Annotated in this window: 19 protein-coding genes; 10 read left to right on the forward strand and 9 right to left on the reverse strand. The window is 34.5% G+C overall.

Annotation, left to right across the window (positions count from 1 at the left end; all coding sequences use genetic code 11):
• Positions 1 to 5 precede the first annotated feature (5 nt).
• Together BQ4443_RS03490 and BQ4443_RS03495 are read left to right on the forward strand one after the other, a co-directional pair.
• On the forward strand, positions 6 to 989 hold the full coding sequence (locus tag BQ4443_RS03490; RefSeq protein WP_071058071.1) for a methyltransferase: 984 nt from the start codon (positions 6 to 8) through the stop codon (positions 987 to 989).
• A 1-nt stretch (position 990) separates the two neighbouring features.
• The gene (locus tag BQ4443_RS03495) at positions 991 to 1,665 is read left to right on the forward strand and encodes a LicD family protein (protein ID WP_071058072.1); all 675 of its coding nucleotides are present in this window, start codon (positions 991 to 993) and stop codon (positions 1,663 to 1,665) included.
• A 393-nt stretch (positions 1,666 to 2,058) separates the two neighbouring features.
• Here BQ4443_RS03495 and BQ4443_RS03500 read toward each other — a convergent pair whose 3' ends face one another.
• Positions 2,059 to 2,337 (reverse strand): hypothetical protein, encoded by a 279-nt coding sequence (locus tag BQ4443_RS03500; RefSeq protein WP_256330870.1) that lies wholly within the window; start codon positions 2,335 to 2,337, stop codon positions 2,059 to 2,061.
• Between the two features lie 93 nt (positions 2,338 to 2,430).
• Complete coding sequence (locus BQ4443_RS03505) at positions 2,431 to 2,691, reverse strand: hypothetical protein (protein WP_176752448.1); 261 nt, start codon at positions 2,689 to 2,691, stop codon at positions 2,431 to 2,433.
• Positions 2,692 to 2,897: 206 nt separating this feature from the next.
• Here BQ4443_RS03505 and BQ4443_RS03510 point away from each other — a divergent pair, with 206 nt between their 5' ends.
• Both BQ4443_RS03510 and BQ4443_RS03515 read left to right on the forward strand, forming a co-directional pair.
• Positions 2,898 to 3,815, forward strand: a complete 918-nt coding sequence (locus BQ4443_RS03510; protein WP_071058075.1) for a hypothetical protein — start codon at positions 2,898 to 2,900, stop codon at positions 3,813 to 3,815.
• 70 nt (positions 3,816 to 3,885) lie between these two features.
• Positions 3,886 to 4,236, forward strand: coding sequence for a hypothetical protein (locus tag BQ4443_RS03515; protein ID WP_071058076.1), 351 nt, complete (start codon positions 3,886 to 3,888; stop codon positions 4,234 to 4,236).
• A 141-nt stretch (positions 4,237 to 4,377) separates the two neighbouring features.
• Here BQ4443_RS03515 and BQ4443_RS03520 read toward each other — a convergent pair whose 3' ends face one another.
• From BQ4443_RS03520 to BQ4443_RS03535, 4 genes are all read right to left on the reverse strand, one after another.
• The gene (locus BQ4443_RS03520) at positions 4,378 to 4,992 is read right to left on the reverse strand and encodes a 4'-phosphopantetheinyl transferase family protein (protein WP_143000541.1); all 615 of its coding nucleotides are present in this window, start codon (positions 4,990 to 4,992) and stop codon (positions 4,378 to 4,380) included.
• 84 nt (positions 4,993 to 5,076) lie between these two features.
• Positions 5,077 to 6,414, reverse strand: coding sequence for an MFS transporter (locus tag BQ4443_RS03525; protein ID WP_071058078.1), 1,338 nt, complete (start codon positions 6,412 to 6,414; stop codon positions 5,077 to 5,079).
• Between the two features lie 31 nt (positions 6,415 to 6,445).
• Positions 6,446 to 6,670, reverse strand: a complete 225-nt coding sequence (locus BQ4443_RS03530; RefSeq protein ID WP_071058079.1) for an acyl carrier protein — start codon at positions 6,668 to 6,670, stop codon at positions 6,446 to 6,448.
• A gap of 15 nt (positions 6,671 to 6,685) precedes the next feature.
• Positions 6,686 to 7,408 carry a thioesterase II family protein gene (locus BQ4443_RS03535; protein WP_083331838.1) on the reverse strand — a complete coding sequence of 241 codons (723 nt, stop codon included), beginning with the start codon at positions 7,406 to 7,408 and terminating at the stop codon, positions 6,686 to 6,688.
• A gap of 80 nt (positions 7,409 to 7,488) precedes the next feature.
• Here BQ4443_RS03535 and BQ4443_RS03540 point away from each other — a divergent pair, with 80 nt between their 5' ends.
• The gene (locus BQ4443_RS03540; RefSeq protein ID WP_218118018.1) at positions 7,489 to 9,066 is read left to right on the forward strand and encodes a (2,3-dihydroxybenzoyl)adenylate synthase; all 1,578 of its coding nucleotides are present in this window, start codon (positions 7,489 to 7,491) and stop codon (positions 9,064 to 9,066) included.
• A 7-nt stretch (positions 9,067 to 9,073) separates the two neighbouring features.
• Here BQ4443_RS03540 and BQ4443_RS03545 read toward each other — a convergent pair whose 3' ends face one another.
• Both BQ4443_RS03545 and BQ4443_RS03550 read right to left on the reverse strand, forming a co-directional pair.
• Positions 9,074 to 10,618 (reverse strand): AMP-binding protein, encoded by a 1,545-nt coding sequence (locus BQ4443_RS03545; protein ID WP_071058082.1) that lies wholly within the window; start codon positions 10,616 to 10,618, stop codon positions 9,074 to 9,076.
• A gap of 10 nt (positions 10,619 to 10,628) precedes the next feature.
• Complete coding sequence (locus BQ4443_RS03550) at positions 10,629 to 12,200, reverse strand: condensation domain-containing protein (RefSeq protein WP_071058083.1); 1,572 nt, start codon at positions 12,198 to 12,200, stop codon at positions 10,629 to 10,631.
• Positions 12,201 to 12,321: 121 nt separating this feature from the next.
• On the opposite strand from BQ4443_RS03550, the gene BQ4443_RS03555 reads away from it, so the two are divergent.
• From BQ4443_RS03555 to BQ4443_RS03575, 5 genes are all read left to right on the forward strand, one after another.
• Entirely contained in the window at positions 12,322 to 13,290 is a 969-nt protein-coding gene (locus BQ4443_RS03555; protein WP_071058084.1) for an ABC transporter permease, read from the forward strand.
• The gene (locus BQ4443_RS03560; RefSeq protein ID WP_071058085.1) at positions 13,284 to 14,234 is read left to right on the forward strand and encodes an iron chelate uptake ABC transporter family permease subunit; all 951 of its coding nucleotides are present in this window, start codon (positions 13,284 to 13,286) and stop codon (positions 14,232 to 14,234) included. The genes BQ4443_RS03555 and BQ4443_RS03560 overlap by 7 nt, the downstream gene beginning before the upstream one ends.
• The gene (locus BQ4443_RS03565; protein ID WP_071058086.1) at positions 14,227 to 15,009 is read left to right on the forward strand and encodes an iron ABC transporter ATP-binding protein; all 783 of its coding nucleotides are present in this window, start codon (positions 14,227 to 14,229) and stop codon (positions 15,007 to 15,009) included. Before BQ4443_RS03560 ends, BQ4443_RS03565 begins: the two co-directional genes overlap by 8 nt.
• A complete protein-coding gene (locus BQ4443_RS03570) occupies positions 14,999 to 15,958 on the forward strand; it encodes a siderophore ABC transporter substrate-binding protein (RefSeq protein WP_143000542.1) in 960 nt (319 codons plus the stop codon). Before BQ4443_RS03565 ends, BQ4443_RS03570 begins: the two co-directional genes overlap by 11 nt.
• A 400-nt stretch (positions 15,959 to 16,358) precedes the next feature.
• Positions 16,359 to 18,509, forward strand: coding sequence for a TonB-dependent receptor (locus BQ4443_RS03575; RefSeq protein WP_083331874.1), 2,151 nt, complete (start codon positions 16,359 to 16,361; stop codon positions 18,507 to 18,509).
• 83 nt (positions 18,510 to 18,592) lie between these two features.
• Here the strand turns inward: BQ4443_RS03575 and BQ4443_RS03580 are convergent, their stop codons facing one another.
• Entirely contained in the window at positions 18,593 to 19,915 is a 1,323-nt protein-coding gene (locus BQ4443_RS03580) for a SidA/IucD/PvdA family monooxygenase (protein WP_071058088.1), read from the reverse strand.
• Positions 19,916 to 19,922: the final 7 nt, after the last annotated feature.

Consider the following 19,922-nt stretch of genomic DNA (forward strand, 5'->3'; position numbering starts at 1 on the left):
TTAAAATGAATTCTCACCTTAATGTACCCCAATTACATTCACTGATATTTAATTTTAGATTGTCTAGGGCTGTTTTGTCAGCCTTAGAGGTGGGGGTGTTTGATGTATTGGTTAGTCATAATGCTAGCAGCTTAGAGGAAATAGCTACACACACTCAAACAGACAAAACCAGCATAGAATTGGTTTTGAACTGTCTAGTCGCTTGGGGCATTCTAGAGATACAAGAAAGTGGTAAATATTTACTACCTTCTCATTTGTTAAATTATTTTGACTGCAGCAGCTCTCAAAGTATCAAAAATCTATTGCTTTTTGATGCAACAAGAAGCAAAAATTGGGATACATTATCTGAAAAAATCAAGAATAAAAAGCCTAAAAAAACGATAGATGATGATGTGTTGTATTATCAGGCCATGTCAGAAGGCTTGTATCATTTTCCTATAAAAATTTGTGATTATATATTTAAAAACTTTCCTACAATCGATAGTATTTGTGATGTGGGGGGAGCTAAAGGAGGTGTCATCACTCATATTCTTCAAACGATGCCTAACATCAGTATTAAGGTACTAGACAACAATAGAAAACTTCTCCAAGACAAGAATTTCTTGGCGACCTTGAAGATAAACAAACAAATTAATTTTTTCTTAATGGACATTTTGCATAAGGAAAAATATTCATTCAAAAATTTGAAGAGTGATTTAGTTTTGCTTTCTCGTTTTTTAATGGGATTTTCTCGAGACGATGTGCTTACAATACTTTCAAATAGCAAAAGATTACTTAATGATTCTGGTGTGCTGATAATCCATGAGTTTGATGAAAAAACAAAAGTAGGTTCTCTCATGCATCTTGACATGTTCGCAAATAATAGAAGGATTCCATATAAAAAGAACGAATTGAAGAAATTAGTAACTAGTCTTGGGTTTAGTCTTTTCGACGACTATAAAGTCAGTAATTACTCGTATCTATTAGTCTTCAAGATGAAAAGGGGTTAAAATGAGTCAAAATTTAAGAAACGCTTTTAACCAAACTGAGCAATATGTTGTGGACTTAATCTATGAAGGTCTTGAGGTGGTCCATAAGGTTTTCAATAAGCATGGTATCAGGTATACATTAAGTGGGGGAAGTTTGCTTGGATTAGTTCGCCATCAAGGATTGATTCCTTGGGACGATGATGCGGATGTCATGTTTCTACAAGATGATTTCTATCGCATATTGAGATTAGAGGATGAGTTTAAGGAAAACGGATACAAAACCTGTACAAAGACTTACGAAAAATGGGGGGCTATCAAGCTATACCCAGAGCACGGGTTAAAAATGTTATCTGGACATGACGACTATAAACATCCAGGGATTGATTTGTTCCCCATCAAGCCGATAAATGACAAGTTACTACATTTCTCCCAAAAAACTGCTCAAAATATCTGGCCCAATGAATATATTTTTATTAATGAGTGGAAAAAAATTGATGCGCAGAGGTTTGGAGATATCACGGTTCTAGCTCTTGCTAAGAACGATGCACATCGATACTTACGAGTAAGTTATGGTGATAATTATATGACGCATGCAATAAAAACTTTTGATCACCATGCAGAAAAAGAAATTTTAGCGCATGAGTTGATATTATCAGATTTCAAGTGCGCATACCATTCCCGCTATTTAAAAAAATAACATCTTCTCTTTCATTCACTTTGCTTTAATCAATGATAGCTAAAGAAATAAAATACTTTCAAATATACACCTAAGAAAAATAGCTACAATTATAGTGTAACTATTTCCTAAATTAAGATAGCAGGAAAGTAGATGTTTTAAACTTGACACTATCAAGTAAAGATTTTTTCCATGAGTCAAAAGTACACATAGCCGCAAAATGTTTTTTGGCAAAGCCAAATTTTTGGAAAAATGTGTCCATTTTTCCCGGCGATAGCCTATCCTGCATTTAGACGCTCTAATACCATTCTTCTAGTAAAATATCAATAAGGTATGAGGTAGTATATGCTGTGCTTATAATTATTATAATAATTATAAATAACTATATTAATTCAAAAACAATAGACTGTTGATTTATTTTAAATACTCTTGCCTAGGTAATTTAAAGGGAGGATGACTACCTAACTCAATGATTTTTATAGTGTCATCAGTTCGGATGTAATGTAACACCCATTCTGACGTTCGGTCTCCAAATGGAGTGTCAGGTGTATATTCAGGGATTCCAATGTGGTAATGCCACAAATTATGTTCTCTTGCGTATGAAACCTTGGCTAAAAACTCAGGATCAGTACTCAATACATTGATAGAAGATTTATTCCGCCCCTCCAGACCAACAAAACCATGCTTTCGCACATAATCAACGAACTGAATAATCTTCTCTTGATCAGCTTTGGGAAAGCACTTAAATTCTTGGAGAAACTTTTCACCAAATGAAACCGAAAACAATTAACGAGTCTCCAGCCATTTCATCAATTGATCTCCGTGTAAATCATCTGGTAATTCAACGAACTTACCGTTTACACGATCTTCCATCTCACGCAAATTAAAGTTAATATAATCCATTCTACTGCGGAGAGGTCTAATAGTCTTTGATATATTCCTCGCCGACTTCTTCAGTCGGCTAACTGGCATATGCACACGAGAAGCAGAACGACCAGCCGCTGTCAGGAAAAACATCGAAGACATTGCAACTCTCTTTGCCATCATCAATCTCCAATACTTGGTAGTATGAAACTACGGTCTGTCAGTATAACATTTTTCACTGCTTGTGAATGAACTAACTAATAAATTACTCTTCATATTGACTATTTAACAACATAATTTTACCTGAAAATATTATAATAAATTTTACTATATTAACTATAACAATAATATTTTTATTATAATTAATATATAAAATATAAGGAAATATTATGAATGCACACCTCATTAAATTAACATTGCAACTACTTTCTTGCTCACAACAGCAACTAGCTACAATGCTATCAGTATCGCCAACACAAATTACAAAGTGGAAACAAAACGAATATATGTCAATCGAGATGGAAGAAAAAATTAGAGAGCTGATAGATATTGGTACTCTTAATCCCATCTTCATATTGTCATTTTTATCCACAGAAAAAGCAAAAAATTGGATAGAACTTATAATTGCAATCACAAGAAAAGTGGAAAAAGAATATAACAACCAATTACCCCATCTCTCCAATCAAGAGATAGAAACCATCACAGCACAATTTTTAGAGACTCTCTACGATTTAAACTATCCCCTCCCTATTCCTTATCCCGATAAATTAGATAACTTTATACAGGATGATAGCGATATCCGCTGTGATCTATTGAATGAATGGACTGAAAACAATGATTTTTGTACGTTAATACACCAATTCTTTTCTTCTTTTTTACATACTCACAGCTTCTATACTGAGCATATTGAGAATATCCAGGATACCTTTCCAAATTCTCCCTTATCTGATGCTATAGCAGAACTAAAAGTACAAATAATTCATCTATCTATAATAAACAGCCATAGCATATTACAATCACTACCTTCCTTCAATGAATATCAATACCGCACGCAAGAGTCTTGTACAAACTTACTTAACTACATCAAAAAAGAAACATTTAAAAGACATTTTTTTCTTGAAGTAGAATTGATGGATTTACTTAATAATTCTTCACCTAACCTAGAACAAAATGCACAACATACACCAGAAAAACAACATCCTGACATCTATATGGATGAAATATTACAGCATATGCGATTCATGCGCACTGCACTGACGGCAATTTTAGAGAAACTAGAAATTGATATACCTAAAACCCTTTATTAAAGAATAAATCAATCCTTTTAGGATCAAACTACCCCATCAACCATAAAAATATACTTTACTAGGATATCGTATGGAACAAGATGTTCATGCCTTTATAAAACAAAAATTAGCCCTAAAACCCAATGCAAGAAATAGAATGCTGCGTTTCAAAGAAGAGATTCTTCTAATGAGAGAGAATGGACTATCACTAGCAAATATTCAAGAGTACCTTTCAACTAAAGAAGTACAAGTAACCATTGACGCTATAAGTAAATTTATTAGAAAACACAAAGAGGAAGGTGCAGATATTTCACCAACGAGCTCTCAATCTACCCCTCCCACCAAAAAAATAAAAGAACAACAAATAACGACTGCTACAGAAACAAACAATCACTTAACCATTGATTGGCCAAAGAAGAAGTCAATTGATGAATTAGTTTAAATATATATTAACTCTCCTTATATAAAGTAACTCTCTTTGTGTATAAAGGGAAAACATATGAGTCCTACCAGAAAATATCTAATCCCTCCAATAAGAAGGCTAATAACTACCAACCAACGACAAAATAACTAACACACTCTTTTAAGTTGAATTTGCATTGACAACTAAATGAGATATACAGTTCATTTCAGGAACATCAATAGAGAAACATTCAAAATATTTTCCCTGAAAAACTATTTGTTTCGATAAGAAGTTGCTAGTATCTATTCTGTTAAGATTATCTGTTAGCCCAATCCCTAGGCATTTTACGTAAGCCTCTTTCCTAGTCCAAAATGTTAGAAATATAGATTCCTTATGGCCAGCATCTGCTCCTGTATAGATTTCCAATTCATTATCAGATAAAACAAACGGAACAATATTTTGGTGAGATTGACCATAAATATCCTCTATATCAACCCCAACATCAAATTTTCTACTTACTGCCACAACCAAGGCATCAGAGCAGTGAGAAAGAGAAAAATAAACATTCAAGGATGGTTCCAGATAAGGTTTTCCATAACTTGTCGTATATAAACAAATTCTATCAGGCGGTACTCCATCTACATAAAAAGATAGAATTTTCCTTGTCAGTCCCCTCGTCACAATCATCCGCCTTGCCAAAGACGGTATACGATACATTGTAATAGAATTTAAATCTCTCTCTGACAGAAATGAAATACACTCATCAGCCAGTTCATCAACAACATCATTTTTCAATGAACAGTACCAGACATCTACGTATGCTGGAGCATTAACATATTGTTTAAGATATTTCCCAACCAATTTATTGTTCCATATGTTTTAGATAACTACTAATTTCCTATAGAGAAAAATACCTAATAACGCCATAGAACAAACTACTCCGCCAATAGACAGATAATTAAAGAAAGTTTCTATACTATTTTGAGCAAGAAGTGCTCCTATATATGATCCAACAATCGATCCCAATCTACCACTCGACATTGCCCATCCGACACCTGTTGCTCTAGCATATGCCTGATAAATAGTAGCAGAAACCAAATTTAGCCCGTTTTGTGCTCCTGCTATAGTAAAACCAATAAAAAATAAGCAAATGAGCAAACTATAATAGTCACCACTTACTGAAGGTACAAACAATAAAAGGCCAAAACTAGCAAGATATGATATTGCCAGTATCAGAAAAGCTGCTTTTTTCCTATCAATGAATACAGCTAATATAAAAGCACCTACAGTTCCTCCTAAAGGAATCATAGCAGTAAGAACATTTACCTCTTTTAAAGAATAGAGCTCATCGAATAGTAAAGGAATCCAGTAGGTTAATAAATAAAAAACCATCAAAGAGAAGAAAAAAGCTACCCATAATAATAAAGTTAACAATATATTGTCCCTAGTAAATAAACATCTAACTGTAGGAACCTTCTCTATATAGCTCAAAACCATATTTTCCTTTGAGGGGACTATATCATTCATTTGAAGATTAATTTTCTTCAAAATCATTGATAATTTCCTATTATCCCCTATCCTCACTAAATATTCCAAAGATTCAGGAAGCTCTTTTAGCACGACAAGCATAGAAAGTAGAGGGAGGACTCCTCCTATATAAAATAACCAACTCCAACTTAGCTGTTCAAGTAAAAAATTTGAAAAAAATCCTCCTGCAGCAATACCCACTGTAAAACCACTCCATCCTAGTGTACACAACAGCATTCTATGCTTTTCAGGAGAATACTCAGCACATAATGCTATACTAACTGGCATTGCACCACCCAAGCCAAGGCCTGTAATAAATCTTAAAAATATTAGAGAGTCTATATTGCCAACCAAACCACACAGAGAAGTACTTACTCCGTATAACAACATTGATACAAGGAGCACACTTTTTCGCCCAAATTTGTCTGCCAACGATCCAAATATCATGCTACCAAGCATAAGCCCTAAAACACCTGACATAAACAAATACGAAAGATGTTGCGAACCTAATGACAATTCTGTTTTTAATAAAGGTGCAATATAAGCAACTATTGCAATATCAAAGCCATCGAGTAGCACAATACAAAAACATATGGCTATAATTTTCCACTGAAATCGGCTGATTGACCTTCCATCAATTAATGATCTAATCTGACTATAAGTTGAGGAAGGATAACTCCTATGACTCATTTTTGACTCTCCCTGGGTACTTTTTACTAAATTAATTTATTAAATTTTTTATTAACGCTTCCCATCCTTCAATCGTTGGATTAGCCATTAACGCGGAAAACTTGATATTTCGATCATACTTTTCAGTTAGTTTCTCTGCGATACTCATCAACGCTAAGGAATGTAAACCAACTGAAATTAAATTTGTATCATAAGGCACTTCATTTTCAGGAATTCCTAAAGTTTCTGAAACAATAGTGGCTAACTCTTTTTTCATATATATTCTCCTAATTTATTGCTCAAATGAGGATACAATATTGCTAATCCCCTCAATAATTTGCTGAACACTCATTTCATCTCTTAGAAAAAAATGCCCACCAGGAAAGATTGATACTCCTTTCCAACAATTTGTCCATTCTTTCCATTGATGCACAGATTTATGCGGTGCAACATAATCATCTTCGCCTGTCATACCCCAAATGGGAAAGCTAAAAATTACTTTATCTTCTTTGATTAACTCTTCATTTATACATAAATCACTTTGTAAAATACGTAAAAAGAAGGAAAGGATATCAGGCTCATTTAAGATAATTTCTGGGATGCCTCCATATCTTTTCGCTCTATTAACAAGCTCCTCATGAGACCAAAGAGAAGGATGTGTTTGTGAACTTTGCAAACAACTAGGAGCTGGTCTACCACTTAATATCATTAATCTTACCGATTGCTCAATACCAATTTCTCTCATTTTTTTAGCTAATCTTACTGCTAAAGCTGCACCCAAACTATGGCCGAATAAGATGATATTTTCCCTCGCCACAGATAAAATACACTGTAAGATGTCATCTATTATCTCTCCAGTACTGCTTGCCAAGGATTCATTGCAGCGACCCCCATGACCTGCATATTCAATAGGAAAAACCTTAAGCCACTCTGGGGTATTTTTCCTCCACTCACCATACATTGATGCGCTGCTACCTGCAGAAGGAAGACAAAATAAGTTATATGTCGTACTCATAAAATCCGTTGATTCATTGCAATTATCGACATTATATCAGATAATGATAATTATTATCATTATTATTTATGGTGAATATTTTGAATAACTTATATATCCCTTTCGATGAAAATAGAATTAAACAATACCAGTCCCTAGGCTACTGGACAGGACAAACTCATTTTGATTTTCTTATACAAAGCTGCCATAAATATGCAGATCATATCGCCATTGTGGATGGCAACTATACTATTTCATACGAAACACTACTTAACTTATCCGTGAATTTTGGGGAGTATCTAAAGACTATAGGTATTGAAAAGGATGATTTTGTGCTATTACAAGCTCCAAACAGTGCCGATTTTGTTATTGCTTTATTTGGAATATTTTATACCGGAGCTAAACCCATTTTTTGTATGCATATGCACAATTCATATGAAATCTATCATATAGCAAAATTAGCTTCAGCAAAAGGATATGTTAGAGTATCTTTGCCTGATGAGAACAATACAGCAGAAGAAATTATAAAAAACATGCCTGCCGCTCTTGAATCTTTACGAGTCATCAAAAACTTTCAACTCGGAGAAATATACACTACTCTCACCAACCAAAATCACACTATAAATCCAGTACGCAACAACTCCACCTCTATTGCATTTCTGCAACTTTCAGGAGGAACCACAGGAATTCCCAAATTAATTCCCAGAACACATGATGAATATCTTTACTCCGTTCGTGAAAGTGCCAAAATAGCTGGTTTAGATAAATCATCAGTGCAACTAGTGGCTATTCCTATTTCTCATAACTTTGCAATGAGTTCACCTGGCATTTTAGGAGCTCTATATTCAGGAGCGAAAATAGTAATTGCACGTGATGGTAGTCCAGATACCTGCTTTGAATTAATTCAACAACATCATGTGACCCAAGTATCTCTAGTTCCCTCCCTTGTGACTCTCTGGGTAAATAGCACAAAACTAAAATACTACAATTTAAGCTCTTTACGAGTCATTCAAGTAGGAGGCTCTAAATTATCCCCTACCTTGGCCAAAAAATTTACAAAAAACTTCCCTAATATGAAACTTCAACAAGTCTATGGAATGGCAGAAGGATTAGTAAATTACACCAGACTGGATGACGACACCGAAACCATAACCAATACACAAGGCAGACCCATTTCTCCACATGATAAGATATTAATCATAAATGAAAATTTACAACCCCAACCCAAGGGAGATATAGGCGAAATTATCACCAAAGGCCCGTATACAATCAATGGATATTACAATGCTCCAGAAATCAACAAAAAATCTTTCACCCCTGATGGTTTTTACAGAACGGGGGATTTAGGATTTATTGATTCAAAAGGAAATATAGTAGTGACTGGTCGTTGCAAAGAAATTATTAACAGAGCAGGAGAAAAAATTATTCCTAGCGAGCTAGAGACTCTGTTACTGAAAAACATCAAAATAAAAGACGTCTCTGTAGTCGGCATTCCTGACGAGCTATTAGGCGAAAGAATCCATGCCAATATCATCCTGCAGCAGCCTGAGAAATATATTACATTGCAAGAAGTCCGGGAGTTTCTAAGCTCACAAAACATTGATGCCTATAAAATGCCAGACTCCATCACAATCGTTGATATATTCCAGTATACTCTTGTAGGTAAAATCAAGAAATAAGCCCTACTCACTCCTTAGTATAAAGTTCGTCCGCCTTTTTCTGAATAGATGCCCTATCTACTTTTCCATTATTAGATAGAGGCATCTTGTCAAGAACGATAAATTTGCTAGGAATATGAGATATAGGAAGAATCTCTCGGAGATATTTTCGTAACTGAGAATGCGAAAATTCTCCTTTGTGTTTTAGAGTTAAAAAACTCACCAAATCACTTTCCCCTGTTAAGGGATTTCTACTGCAAACAACAACACTAGTAGCAATTAAATAATAGCTGTTCAGTGCTTTTTCCACCTCCAAAGCAGATATCCTTGTACCCTTTACCTTAAGATACCAAACATCTCTTCCACAAAAGATAATAGTTCCGTTTTCATCAAAATACCCCTTATCACTCATTTTTAAAGCTAGCTCTGGTGGATTATCATTATCTAAATGTAGCTCTACAAAATCTTGATGATGTATCTCTCCATCGACTAAATAACCATTAGATAAATTAATGCCTGTCATATACATGGTTCCCTCTTTAAAAGGAGGACAACTCTGCATCCTATCATCAAGAATATAATAAACATTATTTTGTAATGGTTTCCCATATGGAATACAATGCTGATCGTCCAAACAAATTTTGTGCCAAATACTCCAGATAGTGGTTTCTGTAGGCCCTCCTAAGGAATATAACTGACAATCAGGTAAAGTTTTCTGCAATTCACATACCATTGATGGATTAATATAATCACCTCCTTGAGCAATTATTCGCAATGATTTTATATCCTCTTTCCCTGTCACCATAAATAACATTTCAACAATGGCAGGAACACTGACCCATACGGAAACACGATTCGTAGCAACTAACTTAGCCCATGCTTCAGCATCTTTGAATTGCTCTTTAGTAGGAACCACTAATGTGGCTCCCAAAGAAAATGGTGCAAAAATATCAAAAATGGACATATCATGATGACACGGAGTAATAGCAATAAATACATCATCATTATTCAACCCCCAGCGTTTTACTGTTTCGTGAATTACATTCGATGTTGCTTGCCGATTCAGTACTACACATTTGGGGACACCTGTGCTACCTGATGTATAAAGGTAATATGCTGCCAATCTATCCAAACTAGGAATTTTATTGGAAACATTGTCTATTTTTGCTGTTGATATCTGCAATAAGGAATGTATGTTCACATTCTCCACTCCAGCAAAGTGGGAAGCAGACTGTTCGCTAACAATAAGAGTCCCTCGACAATTCTGGACAAAGTATTCCTTTCTACTATCAGGTGAATCCATATCAATAGGAACCCATATTACCCCCATCAAAGCACACGCTAAGGTCACAAAAATAAATTCGGGACTTTTATGTAATTTAACAATAATAATATCTTGTCTATTCTGTCGATTACTCAAAAAGGACATTATGTTATAGACATTTTGGGAGCATTCTTTATAACTAATCTTTTTGTCACCACAAATGATTGCGACTTTATCAAGTTCATCACAAAACAAGTTGGAGTAAATCTTTTCTAGGTAGTTACCAAACCCAAGGTTTTCTATATCCATTCTTTACCACCTATGAAAAAAGTTTACTAACCAAAATGTCTTCTTCTCCCTGAAGAATAAAAGATAATATTTGTTCAACCCTCGTACATAAAATTTCTATTTCTTGATCTGAATATCTATTTTTTTGATAAGTCACAATCAAACTCAATTCATGCTGATTAGATGCCGTGATGTTATCCATAAGTTCAAAGTGAATACCGAACATTGATATATTTTTAGGCGGAGGAATTTGTTTGTAATAAATTGACTGAGCTTCATCCATAAAACCATGTAAGGCATTATTAACATGTATATGAATGTACACATCAAATATCAATCCTAAACTATCATTACTCAGGTGTTTCTGCACTATATCAATAGGAATAGAAGCAAAATCCAGTGATTCATTTACCAATTCTGCCACCCTAGTAATATAACCATCAAGTTTATCGTTTTCTCGTAATGATAAACGATGAGCAATCATGGTCGTAAAATACCCAACTGTATCAAAAAAACGACTATCATCTCTTCCCGACGATGATGTACCAACGATAACCTCTTTCATATCATAAGATTTCATCAAAGCAATACTAATGATAGAGTAAAAAAGAGTAAAAATCGAAATTTTTCTTTTTTGTACATAACTATAAATTTGATTATATGAATTTATGTCCCAAAAAATTCCAGTAGAATTAGCCGCTGTCAATGTAATAGAATCTGCAGATAATGCATGTAATTGCTTCAACCTATCTACTGTCCCATCCAGCATCTCCACCCAATACTGCAAATGTTGTTTATTAAGTCCTTGGACATTTTTTTCCTTCCACAAATCAACCATCGTTTTCGGATTGCGATTCCATTTTACAGACAGATTCTTTATTCTTGATGAATACGCATGTTTTAAATCTTGCATTAATGTATTAAGAGACCATTCATCAATAACCATATGATGTATCAATAGTGAAATCAATATTCTCTTATCATATTTGACAAAACGAACTCTTAGAGGCAACTCTTTGGATAAATCAAACTTATAAGTGGATTCTTTCTCTAACGAAAATTCTTTATTTTCATTACTCCCCCAATACCATTTAAATCTAGATAATTGTTCCATAGGAATAATAGTTTGCACTACCCTACCATTCTCTTTGTGGAAAATCGTCCTTAATGATGGATGTCTTTCTACTACGTCGCAAAAAGACAGCGCAAAAGTCTCTTCATCTATATCACCCTGAGATTCAATAGCAAACGGGAGATTGTATATAGGACTGAAATCAAATGCCTCATATGCATCCCATAAAAATTGTTGAGTAAACGTTAAAGGTGATGAATCACTCAGACCTGAATCACTAGCTGATTTTTCTTCACTTGGATCTTGTTTTGTTTTTGCTACGCTAGCAATGCCACGTGCTGTTGGAAATTGGAAAAAGTCATTGAAACTTACCATAATATTCTTCTTTTTTAGAGAAACCAGTATCCGAGTAGCCAGCAAAGAATGCCCACCAAAATCAAAAAAATCGTCATCCTCATTCATTTCTGGAACGCTAAGAGCTTTCCTAAACTCATCAAGAATTATTCCTAAAATATCTGTTGATGAGGACATATTTATTCCACCTACGTTTGTATTTTCACTGTTCATAATTGAATATAAATCTATTTAAATTTTAGAATGCTATAATTGATAATAAATATCAATATCATTATTATTTAATATAAAATCATTTATGTCAAACTTGGTAAAATTGAAACTTCCTCATTTAGCTCTATGGACAGTATTTATTCTTCTTGGTACTGCCTCCATTCTTATTGGTGCCACTGACATAATATTTTCTCACCATATACCGTCTAATTTATGGTTAATACTGTTATCTAGCCGCTTACCCAGATTAATAACTTTATCATTATGTGGAGCAGGTCTAGCAATGTCTGGAGTTGTACTCCAGCATATAACTCATAACCGTTTCGCTGAACCAAGCACAACAGGAGGAATGGATGCCGCAAAACTAGGTATTTTAGTATCTCTGACTATGCTTCAGACAGAAAGCATGACGTTTAAGATACTGTTTGCAGTATGCTTTTGTCTCATTGCTAGTTTTACTTTTACCATAATCAGTCAGCGTATTATCTTAAACAATACAATTCTTGTCCCTATTATTGGACTTATGTTTGGCAGCGTCCTCAGTTCGATCGCAGAATTTTATGCATACCACAATAATATGCTACAAGATATGCAAAATTGGCTAATAGGAGACTTTTCAAAAGTAGTTAAAGGCCGATATGAAGCCATTTTTCTATTAGTTCCTATCACTATTGTCATTGCATTTTTCACTCGACATTTTACGTTACTACGTCTTGGCAAAGACTTAGCGTCTAGTTTAGGGTTACGTTACAAAACCATCACCATTCTGGGATTAATCCTAGCTTCCTGCATGGTATCAATATCAGTTGTAATAGCAGGTTCGATTCCTTTTGTTGGCCTAGTAATTCCAAACATCATCACACTAAAATACGGAGATAATCTATCCAAAACCTTACCACTCATTGCACTAGGAGGAGCATGTTTCACGGTTTTCTGTGATATTTTGAGTAGATTAATTATTTATCCCCTCGAAATACCTATAGGGTTAACCGCAGGAGTCACAGGAGGGCTTATTTTTATTACTCTTATTCTAAAAGGGAACAAAAAATGTTAAAAAAATTTTTAGAAATAAGCATCATTGTTGGAACCCTATTTCTGGCAATAATTTTCCTGTTCTACGATTCTGACATGGATTTTAGCTACATCATACCCCATAGGATGCTAAGATTAGCAACAATAATTGTTAGTGGTATTTGTATCGCCAATTCATCCATAATATTCCAAACCATAACAAATAACCATCTACTGGTTCCTTCGGTTATGGGATATGAAGCTATTTATTTAGTATGGCAGTCACTGTTAATTTTATTTTTCGGAACAACAAGCATTTCATTATTGGGTTCCTTAGGAATATTTATTAGCTCTACCATCATAGTACTAGTGTATGCCCTTGCGCTACACAAATACATTTTCCCTTTATGTAAAGGCGATATGTATACCTTTTTATTATTTGGATTTATTATTTCCCTCGTACTAATAACTTCTTCACAAATCATTCAACTTAGCATTAACCCTGGAGAATATTCAGTATTGCAAGGCATGATCCAAACTTCATTTAATAGAGCAGACATTACAACCTTAGTCATTACAATGACAATTACAGCAGTATCTATTTTTATCATAAAAAACTCATTGCGGATACTAGATGTTATAGCCTTGGGCGAATATCATGCAAAGTCTCTTGGAGTGAATTATTCCTCTTATCTTAACTTATGGTTAGTAGTCATCGCCATACTAACAGCTATATCTACTAGCTTAATAGGATTAACTGCCTTTATAGGCATTTTTATTTCAAATCTCACCTATTCCTTAACAAACAGTGCAAAACACAAACATATCTTACCTTTAGCCTCGCTATTAACGATACTCATTTTTATTATTACCGAATTACTAGTGGAACACTTTTTCAACTATAAAACAACTGTCAATATTCTTGTGAATCTAGTGTGTGGCACTTATTTCTTTCTCATTTTACTGTTTAAAAAAAATCATGTTTGAAATCCAAAATATTTCAAAAAAATACGCAAATAGATTTGTATTAAAAGACATTTCTGTTTCTTTTCCCCAAATGTCTATCACATCATTAATTGGCCCCAATGGTGCAGGAAAATCAACTCTATTAATGATGATGGCTAAACTCATCAGCCCCAGCTCAGGGAAAATACTATTAAATGGGAGCGATATTGAATATATCGCATTTATGGATTATGCAAAGAAGGTGGCAACACAGCTTCAAAGTTTAGACAATAAGTTTCGACTAACCGTTAGGGAGTTAGTTGAATTTGGTAGATTTCCTTACGGGAAAGGATCTTTAAATAATCAAGATAAAAGAATAATAGAAGAAGCTATAGATTTTCTAAAACTAAACGAAATTGCTAACGAACAACTATATGAGTTAAGTGGTGGACAAAAACAAATGTCTTATTTGGCAATGGCTATAGCACAAGATACCCCATATTTACTACTTGATGAACCACTAAATAATTTAGACATGAAACACTCAGTAGAACTAATGCAAGCCCTGAATTACCTCTGCACAACCAAGAAAAAAACCATAATTTTAGTCATCCACGATATTAATTTTGCTAGTAATTATTCCGACTATATTGTGGCTTTGAAAGAGGGAACTATATTTGCTCAAGGAACTCCAGCAGAAATCATCAAAAACACCACACTATCTGATTTATATGGCATTAATTTTGATATTTTTCAGAAAAACAACTCAATTTTTTGTAATTATTTTAAACAAACTGAGGTTTACCATGAAATCTAAAATATGGATTATATCTTTAACAATTCTCGCAATACTATCTGGCTGCAAAGATTCTACTGATGGGAAAAATGTAACAACAGAAACTCATACATACCAATCGGTGAGTATAACTCATGATTTGGGTAATACTGTCATTTCTAAATATCCTCAAAGGGTAGCTGTCCTTGATATGAATGACGTAGATTTTTTAGATAGCCTAGGCGTTCCTTTTATTGCCATGCCAAAGGATTTCATTCCACATTACCTAAAAACATATCAAAACAATGAAACTGTTTCAGATATTGGGGCAATTGTCCAGCCCAACATAGAAAAAATTTATAAAGCGAAACCGGATTTGATTTTAGCGTCTCCATTACATGATAGTATCTACGAAAAACTCAAAGAAATTTCTCCTGTTCTTCGTTATGATATAAACTATAAAAACAGTCAAAATCAAGTAGAAATCATAAAGAAACATCTCCTAGATTTAGGGCTCATTTTTTTAAAGGAAAATCAAGCAAAAGAACTTATCAAGAAACTAGATAATGAAATTAAGGAAGTAAGAAAGGTTACTCAAAACAGTCCTAAAACAGCACTTATTATTCTTCATAATAATGGGAGTCTTAGTAATTTTGGAATTAACTCACGATATGGTTTCGTATTTCAGGATTTGGGGGTAAAACCGGCCATCAACCTTCAGCAGAACAGTTTGCATGGCTACCCTATTTCTAGTGAGTTAATCAATCAAGCGAATCCTGATATTATCTACATTATTGATAGAACAGCAGTAATGGAAAAAAAGTCAGTGATAAGTAAAAACTCCATCAAAAATTCTCTACTAGAAAATACAAAGGCATGGAAATCTGGAAATATTATTTTTGTGGATGCCGAAGCCTGGTACACTGCAGCAGCAAGTCCTTCAGCGATAAAAATAATAATTCACGATGTATTAAAAGGGTATCAACAATGACACATCACTGAAATAATTTAACTACTTATCGGGCGTGCAGGTAGACAATCCCAAACATCCATCCTTTTCCTAACTATTACCATGGTAGACAGGCTCCTGCTACTGCCCTTCCTCTGTTGCACTTGCATTCACTAGAAAATACTCTTTTACCTGTCTACCATCATTCATATTTATATATAAAACTCGATATATCAAAACTCGCTATCACGCATCCTCCCCCCTAATTAACCAATGTAATTTTGACTTGTACTCTCAACAATTTGATACCTACTACTTTCTTTCATTTCTCCAAAATTTGTTTTTTTACAACATCATGGACATAATTCGTAAATTTATATTATTTAAAATATAATATCAATGATAATCATTTTTATTATCATTCATAAGGAAAAATATGTCTATGAATCATATATCATTCAAAATGAAGCCTATACTGGCTACAATTATCTCCTCTTTTTTCGCTTGCAGCACTTTTGCTCAAGAAAAAAATACTAATTCTTCAGTTTCACAACTGGATACTATCGTTGCTGATACTTCCGATGCTTATTATCCTGGAGGGCAAGTAAGCAAAGTTAATCAATTAGGTTTTTGGGGCAATAAAGACGATAAAAGCACCCCCTTCAACGTCATAAATTTTACGGAAAAGTATGTAAGTGATATCCAGGCTAGAGATATCACAGAGGTTATTGATAAAACTGATCCTAGCTTCTTTAGTAATAAAGCCAGTGGGTCATGGAGTGAAAACTATTCAATACGAGGATTTAACGTGGATCCTAATGATGTTACAGTTGATGGGCTTATAGGTATGGCTCCTTTTTATCGTACATCGCCAGAGCTATTTGAAAACATACAAATCTTAAAAGGACCTTCTGCAATATTAAATGGTATGACACCAAAAGGCTCTGTGGGTGGGGTTATCAATGTAATGCCTAAACGAGCAGGAAGTGAACCTTTAACACAATTAACCACAAGTTATATGTCTAATGCAAACGTCGGGGTTCATACTGATATTGGGAGAAGGTTTGGGGATACAAAGCAATTTGGTATCAGGTTCAATGGGCTAACCAGAGGTGGAGAGGGTTCTATTAAGGATCAAAAGCAAAAAAATCAACTAGCCTCCTTGTCTTTAGATTGGACAGGAGAAAAAGGCAGCGTGTTATTAACTGGTTATTACAGCAAAAATCATGTGGATGGGGTTAATCGAGGTATATCTAGTCTAGGAACATTAGAGCGTATACCATCTCCTCCTGATCCTGATACGTTATTAACTCCTGATTGGTCTTTTGTAAGGATGCAGGACAAAGCCGTGATATTAAGTTCACAATATAATTTTAATGACAGATTATCAATCTATGGAAAAATTGGACATAGTAAGTCAGATTATCACTATAATGGCGCAGCTGGAGCAACTATCAATGATTCATCAGGAACTTTCACGACCTCATTAGCTGGTCTGGGATTTGACGTAGAAAAAACGTCTGCTGATGTAGGGATTCGTGGTAATTTCATGACAGGAAATGTACGACACGAAGTCGCCTTAAACACCACCTATTATCACCATGATCAAAATGAATATGGTGGAAGGTCTCGTCAGATGATTAAAACTAATCTCTATAATCCAGTTTGGGGAAATGAGATTTATGTCGATCCTTCTATGCACATTCTAAAAAGAGGACTTACGCTGAAAAGCATTGGATTTGTTGATAACATCTCATTGTTTGATGATAAGTTACAGTTTACTCTAGGTCTTCGCCATCAACAAGTGATTGATAAATCAACCAACCCTCTTACGAATATTAAGACAGTTTATGATGAGAGTGCAACTATTCCTGCATTCGCTATTCTTTATAAGGTAACACCTCAGGTTTCTGTATACGCAAACTATATGGAAGGTTTAAGCCAAGGAGCCTCTGCTCCTCTGACGGCAGCTAATGCAGGAGAAGTTTTTGCTCCCTATAAAACAAAACAAATGGAGGCTGGGGTAAAGTTTGATATTGCTAATTTCTCAAATACCATCAGTATATTCGAGATTAAAAAACCAAGTAGTTATACAGACCCAAATACTAATGTTTTCTCTTTTGGTGGAGAGCAACGCAACCGAGGGCTAGAATGGACTTTTGTTGGAGAACCAATAGAACATTTGCGTTTAATGGGAGGATTGGCGTTTATTCAGCCTAAGTTAACTAAAACAGCTGGCGGAATTAATCAAGGAAATACAGCTCCTGGTATACCTACTAAACAAGCAAAACTGGGGATTGAATGGGATACCCCATTTACGCCAGGTCTAACTTTAATGGCTAACGCAACTTGGAGCTCTAAACAATACTTTGACGCAACTAATAAAATTACTCTTCCTAGTAGAACCATTTTTGATATTGGAGCACGCTATCAAACCAAAATTGCAGGTAAAGAAGTTACTTTTAGAGCTCTAGTCAATAATGTGACAAACAAAGCCTATTGGGGACAAGGCCAAGTCTTAGGGGGAGGAAGTGGATTCTTAACCGTAGGACAAGGACGAACATTCTTACTCTCTAGTACTATTAACTTCTAATATCTTTCCCAAAAAATAAAACCTCTGCTGATAATATGTCTTATCCAGCAGAGGTTTTTCACTAAATAGTCCAAAGCAAGCAGTTATAACTCGGGCAATCCATAATTTTGGAATGACGTTCTTTCTGGAATATGATAATAATTCTGAGATAACAATTGATTGATAATAACTGCGTTTCTATAAGCACCTATCCCTAAGTCAGGAGCCCCAACACCTTGTTGAAAAATGTCGGCATTTTGCATAAAGATGCGCCCTTGAACTCCACTTTGCAACCTTAATGAAAAATTTGTGTCAATTATATAATTATTATACTCATCTGTTACTAACAAGTCCTTTTTAAGGTTTTCAAACCAGTCCGGCCATTGATGACTATAACCAGTAGCCAAAATAACCGCATCAGAATCAAGACTAAATTCTCTTTCTAATGGTATATGTTCAAACAATAACCGTAAATTACCTTGTTTACTATCAATATTCTCTATAGTTTTTAGCTCACAATTTGAGCAAAGCAACAATCCTGAATCTTTTCCTCCAACTGTTTTTTCATAAATCAAATCATAGATATCTGCAATTGTCGTAAAACTAATCCCCTTATACAGATACCCCTGTGTTTTTGAAATATTTTTTCTCTTAGACAAGTTTAATGATTGAAAATACTCCATATATGCAGGAGTGAAACACTCCTGTCCCAGCTTAGAAAACTCCATCGGATGAAAACCAGGTGAACGTGTTATCCACTGGATACGAGCCCCCTTCTGGATAGACTCATCATCCATCTCCGATAAAAGAGAAAATACACACTCTGCTGCACTTTGACCTGAGCCTATGACAGTGATTATTTTGCAGCGCCTTAAATCTTCCCTTATATCCAGAAAATCAGCACTATGCCTTACTCGTGGATGCGTTATTTTCAGATCCATAATACACTGAGGCAATGATGGTTTTGTCCCTATACCTATAGACAAATTTTTAGCTAAAAATTGCACATCATTATCTAAAAATCGACTGTGCACAACAAAACTCTGCTGTAACTTATCATATTCAATATGATATACATCATGCTGCAATTTACAATTACTCAAATGAGATAAAGCCCATCGACAATAATCATTATACTCTGTCCTTGGAATTAAAAAATTATCATAGTAATAGAACTGGTACAATCTACCCCTTTGATGTAAATAATTCAAATAACTCAGTTTATGAGTTGGATTGGCCATAGTTACCAGATCAGCAAGAAAAGGAACTTGTAAAGTAGTATTATTGATTAATAAGCCTTTGTGCCAATGAAACTCCTCTCTTCTATCCAAAAATAGACTTGATATACTTTTATGCTCTGTCAATAGCGCAGAGAGTCCCAGATTAAAAGGTCCTATTCCTATCCCTATAATATCCATACTATCCATATAGTCA

The sequence above is a fragment of the Pelistega sp. MC2 genome (genome assembly GCF_900099475.1).
GTDB classification, from domain to species: domain Bacteria; phylum Pseudomonadota; class Gammaproteobacteria; order Burkholderiales; family Burkholderiaceae_B; genus Taylorella; species Taylorella indica.

Excerpts from the sequence above, each read along its gene's own strand:
- BQ4443_RS03555 (WP_071058084.1), top strand. The coding sequence starts at position 12,322 with ATGTCAAACTTGGTAAAATTGAAACTTCCTCATTTAGCTCTATGGACA.
- BQ4443_RS03515 (WP_071058076.1), top strand. The coding sequence starts at position 3,886 with ATGGAACAAGATGTTCATGCCTTTATAAAACAAAAATTAGCCCTAAAA.
- BQ4443_RS03550 (WP_071058083.1), bottom strand. The coding sequence starts at position 12,200 with ATGTCCTCATCAACAGATATTTTAGGAATAATTCTTGATGAGTTTAGG.
- BQ4443_RS03560 (WP_071058085.1), top strand. The coding sequence starts at position 13,284 with ATGTTAAAAAAATTTTTAGAAATAAGCATCATTGTTGGAACCCTATTT.
- BQ4443_RS03510 (WP_071058075.1), top strand. The coding sequence starts at position 2,898 with ATGAATGCACACCTCATTAAATTAACATTGCAACTACTTTCTTGCTCA.
- BQ4443_RS03575 (WP_083331874.1), top strand. The coding sequence starts at position 16,359 with ATGAATCATATATCATTCAAAATGAAGCCTATACTGGCTACAATTATC.
- BQ4443_RS03525 (WP_071058078.1), bottom strand. The coding sequence starts at position 6,414 with ATGAGTCATAGGAGTTATCCTTCCTCAACTTATAGTCAGATTAGATCA.
- BQ4443_RS03565 (WP_071058086.1), top strand. The coding sequence starts at position 14,227 with ATGTTTGAAATCCAAAATATTTCAAAAAAATACGCAAATAGATTTGTA.
- BQ4443_RS03490 (WP_071058071.1), top strand. The coding sequence starts at position 6 with ATGAATTCTCACCTTAATGTACCCCAATTACATTCACTGATATTTAAT.
- BQ4443_RS03505 (WP_176752448.1), bottom strand. The coding sequence starts at position 2,691 with ATGATGGCAAAGAGAGTTGCAATGTCTTCGATGTTTTTCCTGACAGCG.
- BQ4443_RS03530 (WP_071058079.1), bottom strand. The coding sequence starts at position 6,670 with ATGAAAAAAGAGTTAGCCACTATTGTTTCAGAAACTTTAGGAATTCCT.
- BQ4443_RS03535 (WP_083331838.1), bottom strand. The coding sequence starts at position 7,408 with ATGAGTACGACATATAACTTATTTTGTCTTCCTTCTGCAGGTAGCAGC.
- BQ4443_RS03545 (WP_071058082.1), bottom strand. The coding sequence starts at position 10,618 with ATGGATATAGAAAACCTTGGGTTTGGTAACTACCTAGAAAAGATTTAC.
- BQ4443_RS03570 (WP_143000542.1), top strand. The coding sequence starts at position 14,999 with ATGAAATCTAAAATATGGATTATATCTTTAACAATTCTCGCAATACTA.
- BQ4443_RS03495 (WP_071058072.1), top strand. The coding sequence starts at position 991 with ATGAGTCAAAATTTAAGAAACGCTTTTAACCAAACTGAGCAATATGTT.
- BQ4443_RS03580 (WP_071058088.1), bottom strand. The coding sequence starts at position 19,915 with ATGGATAGTATGGATATTATAGGGATAGGAATAGGACCTTTTAATCTG.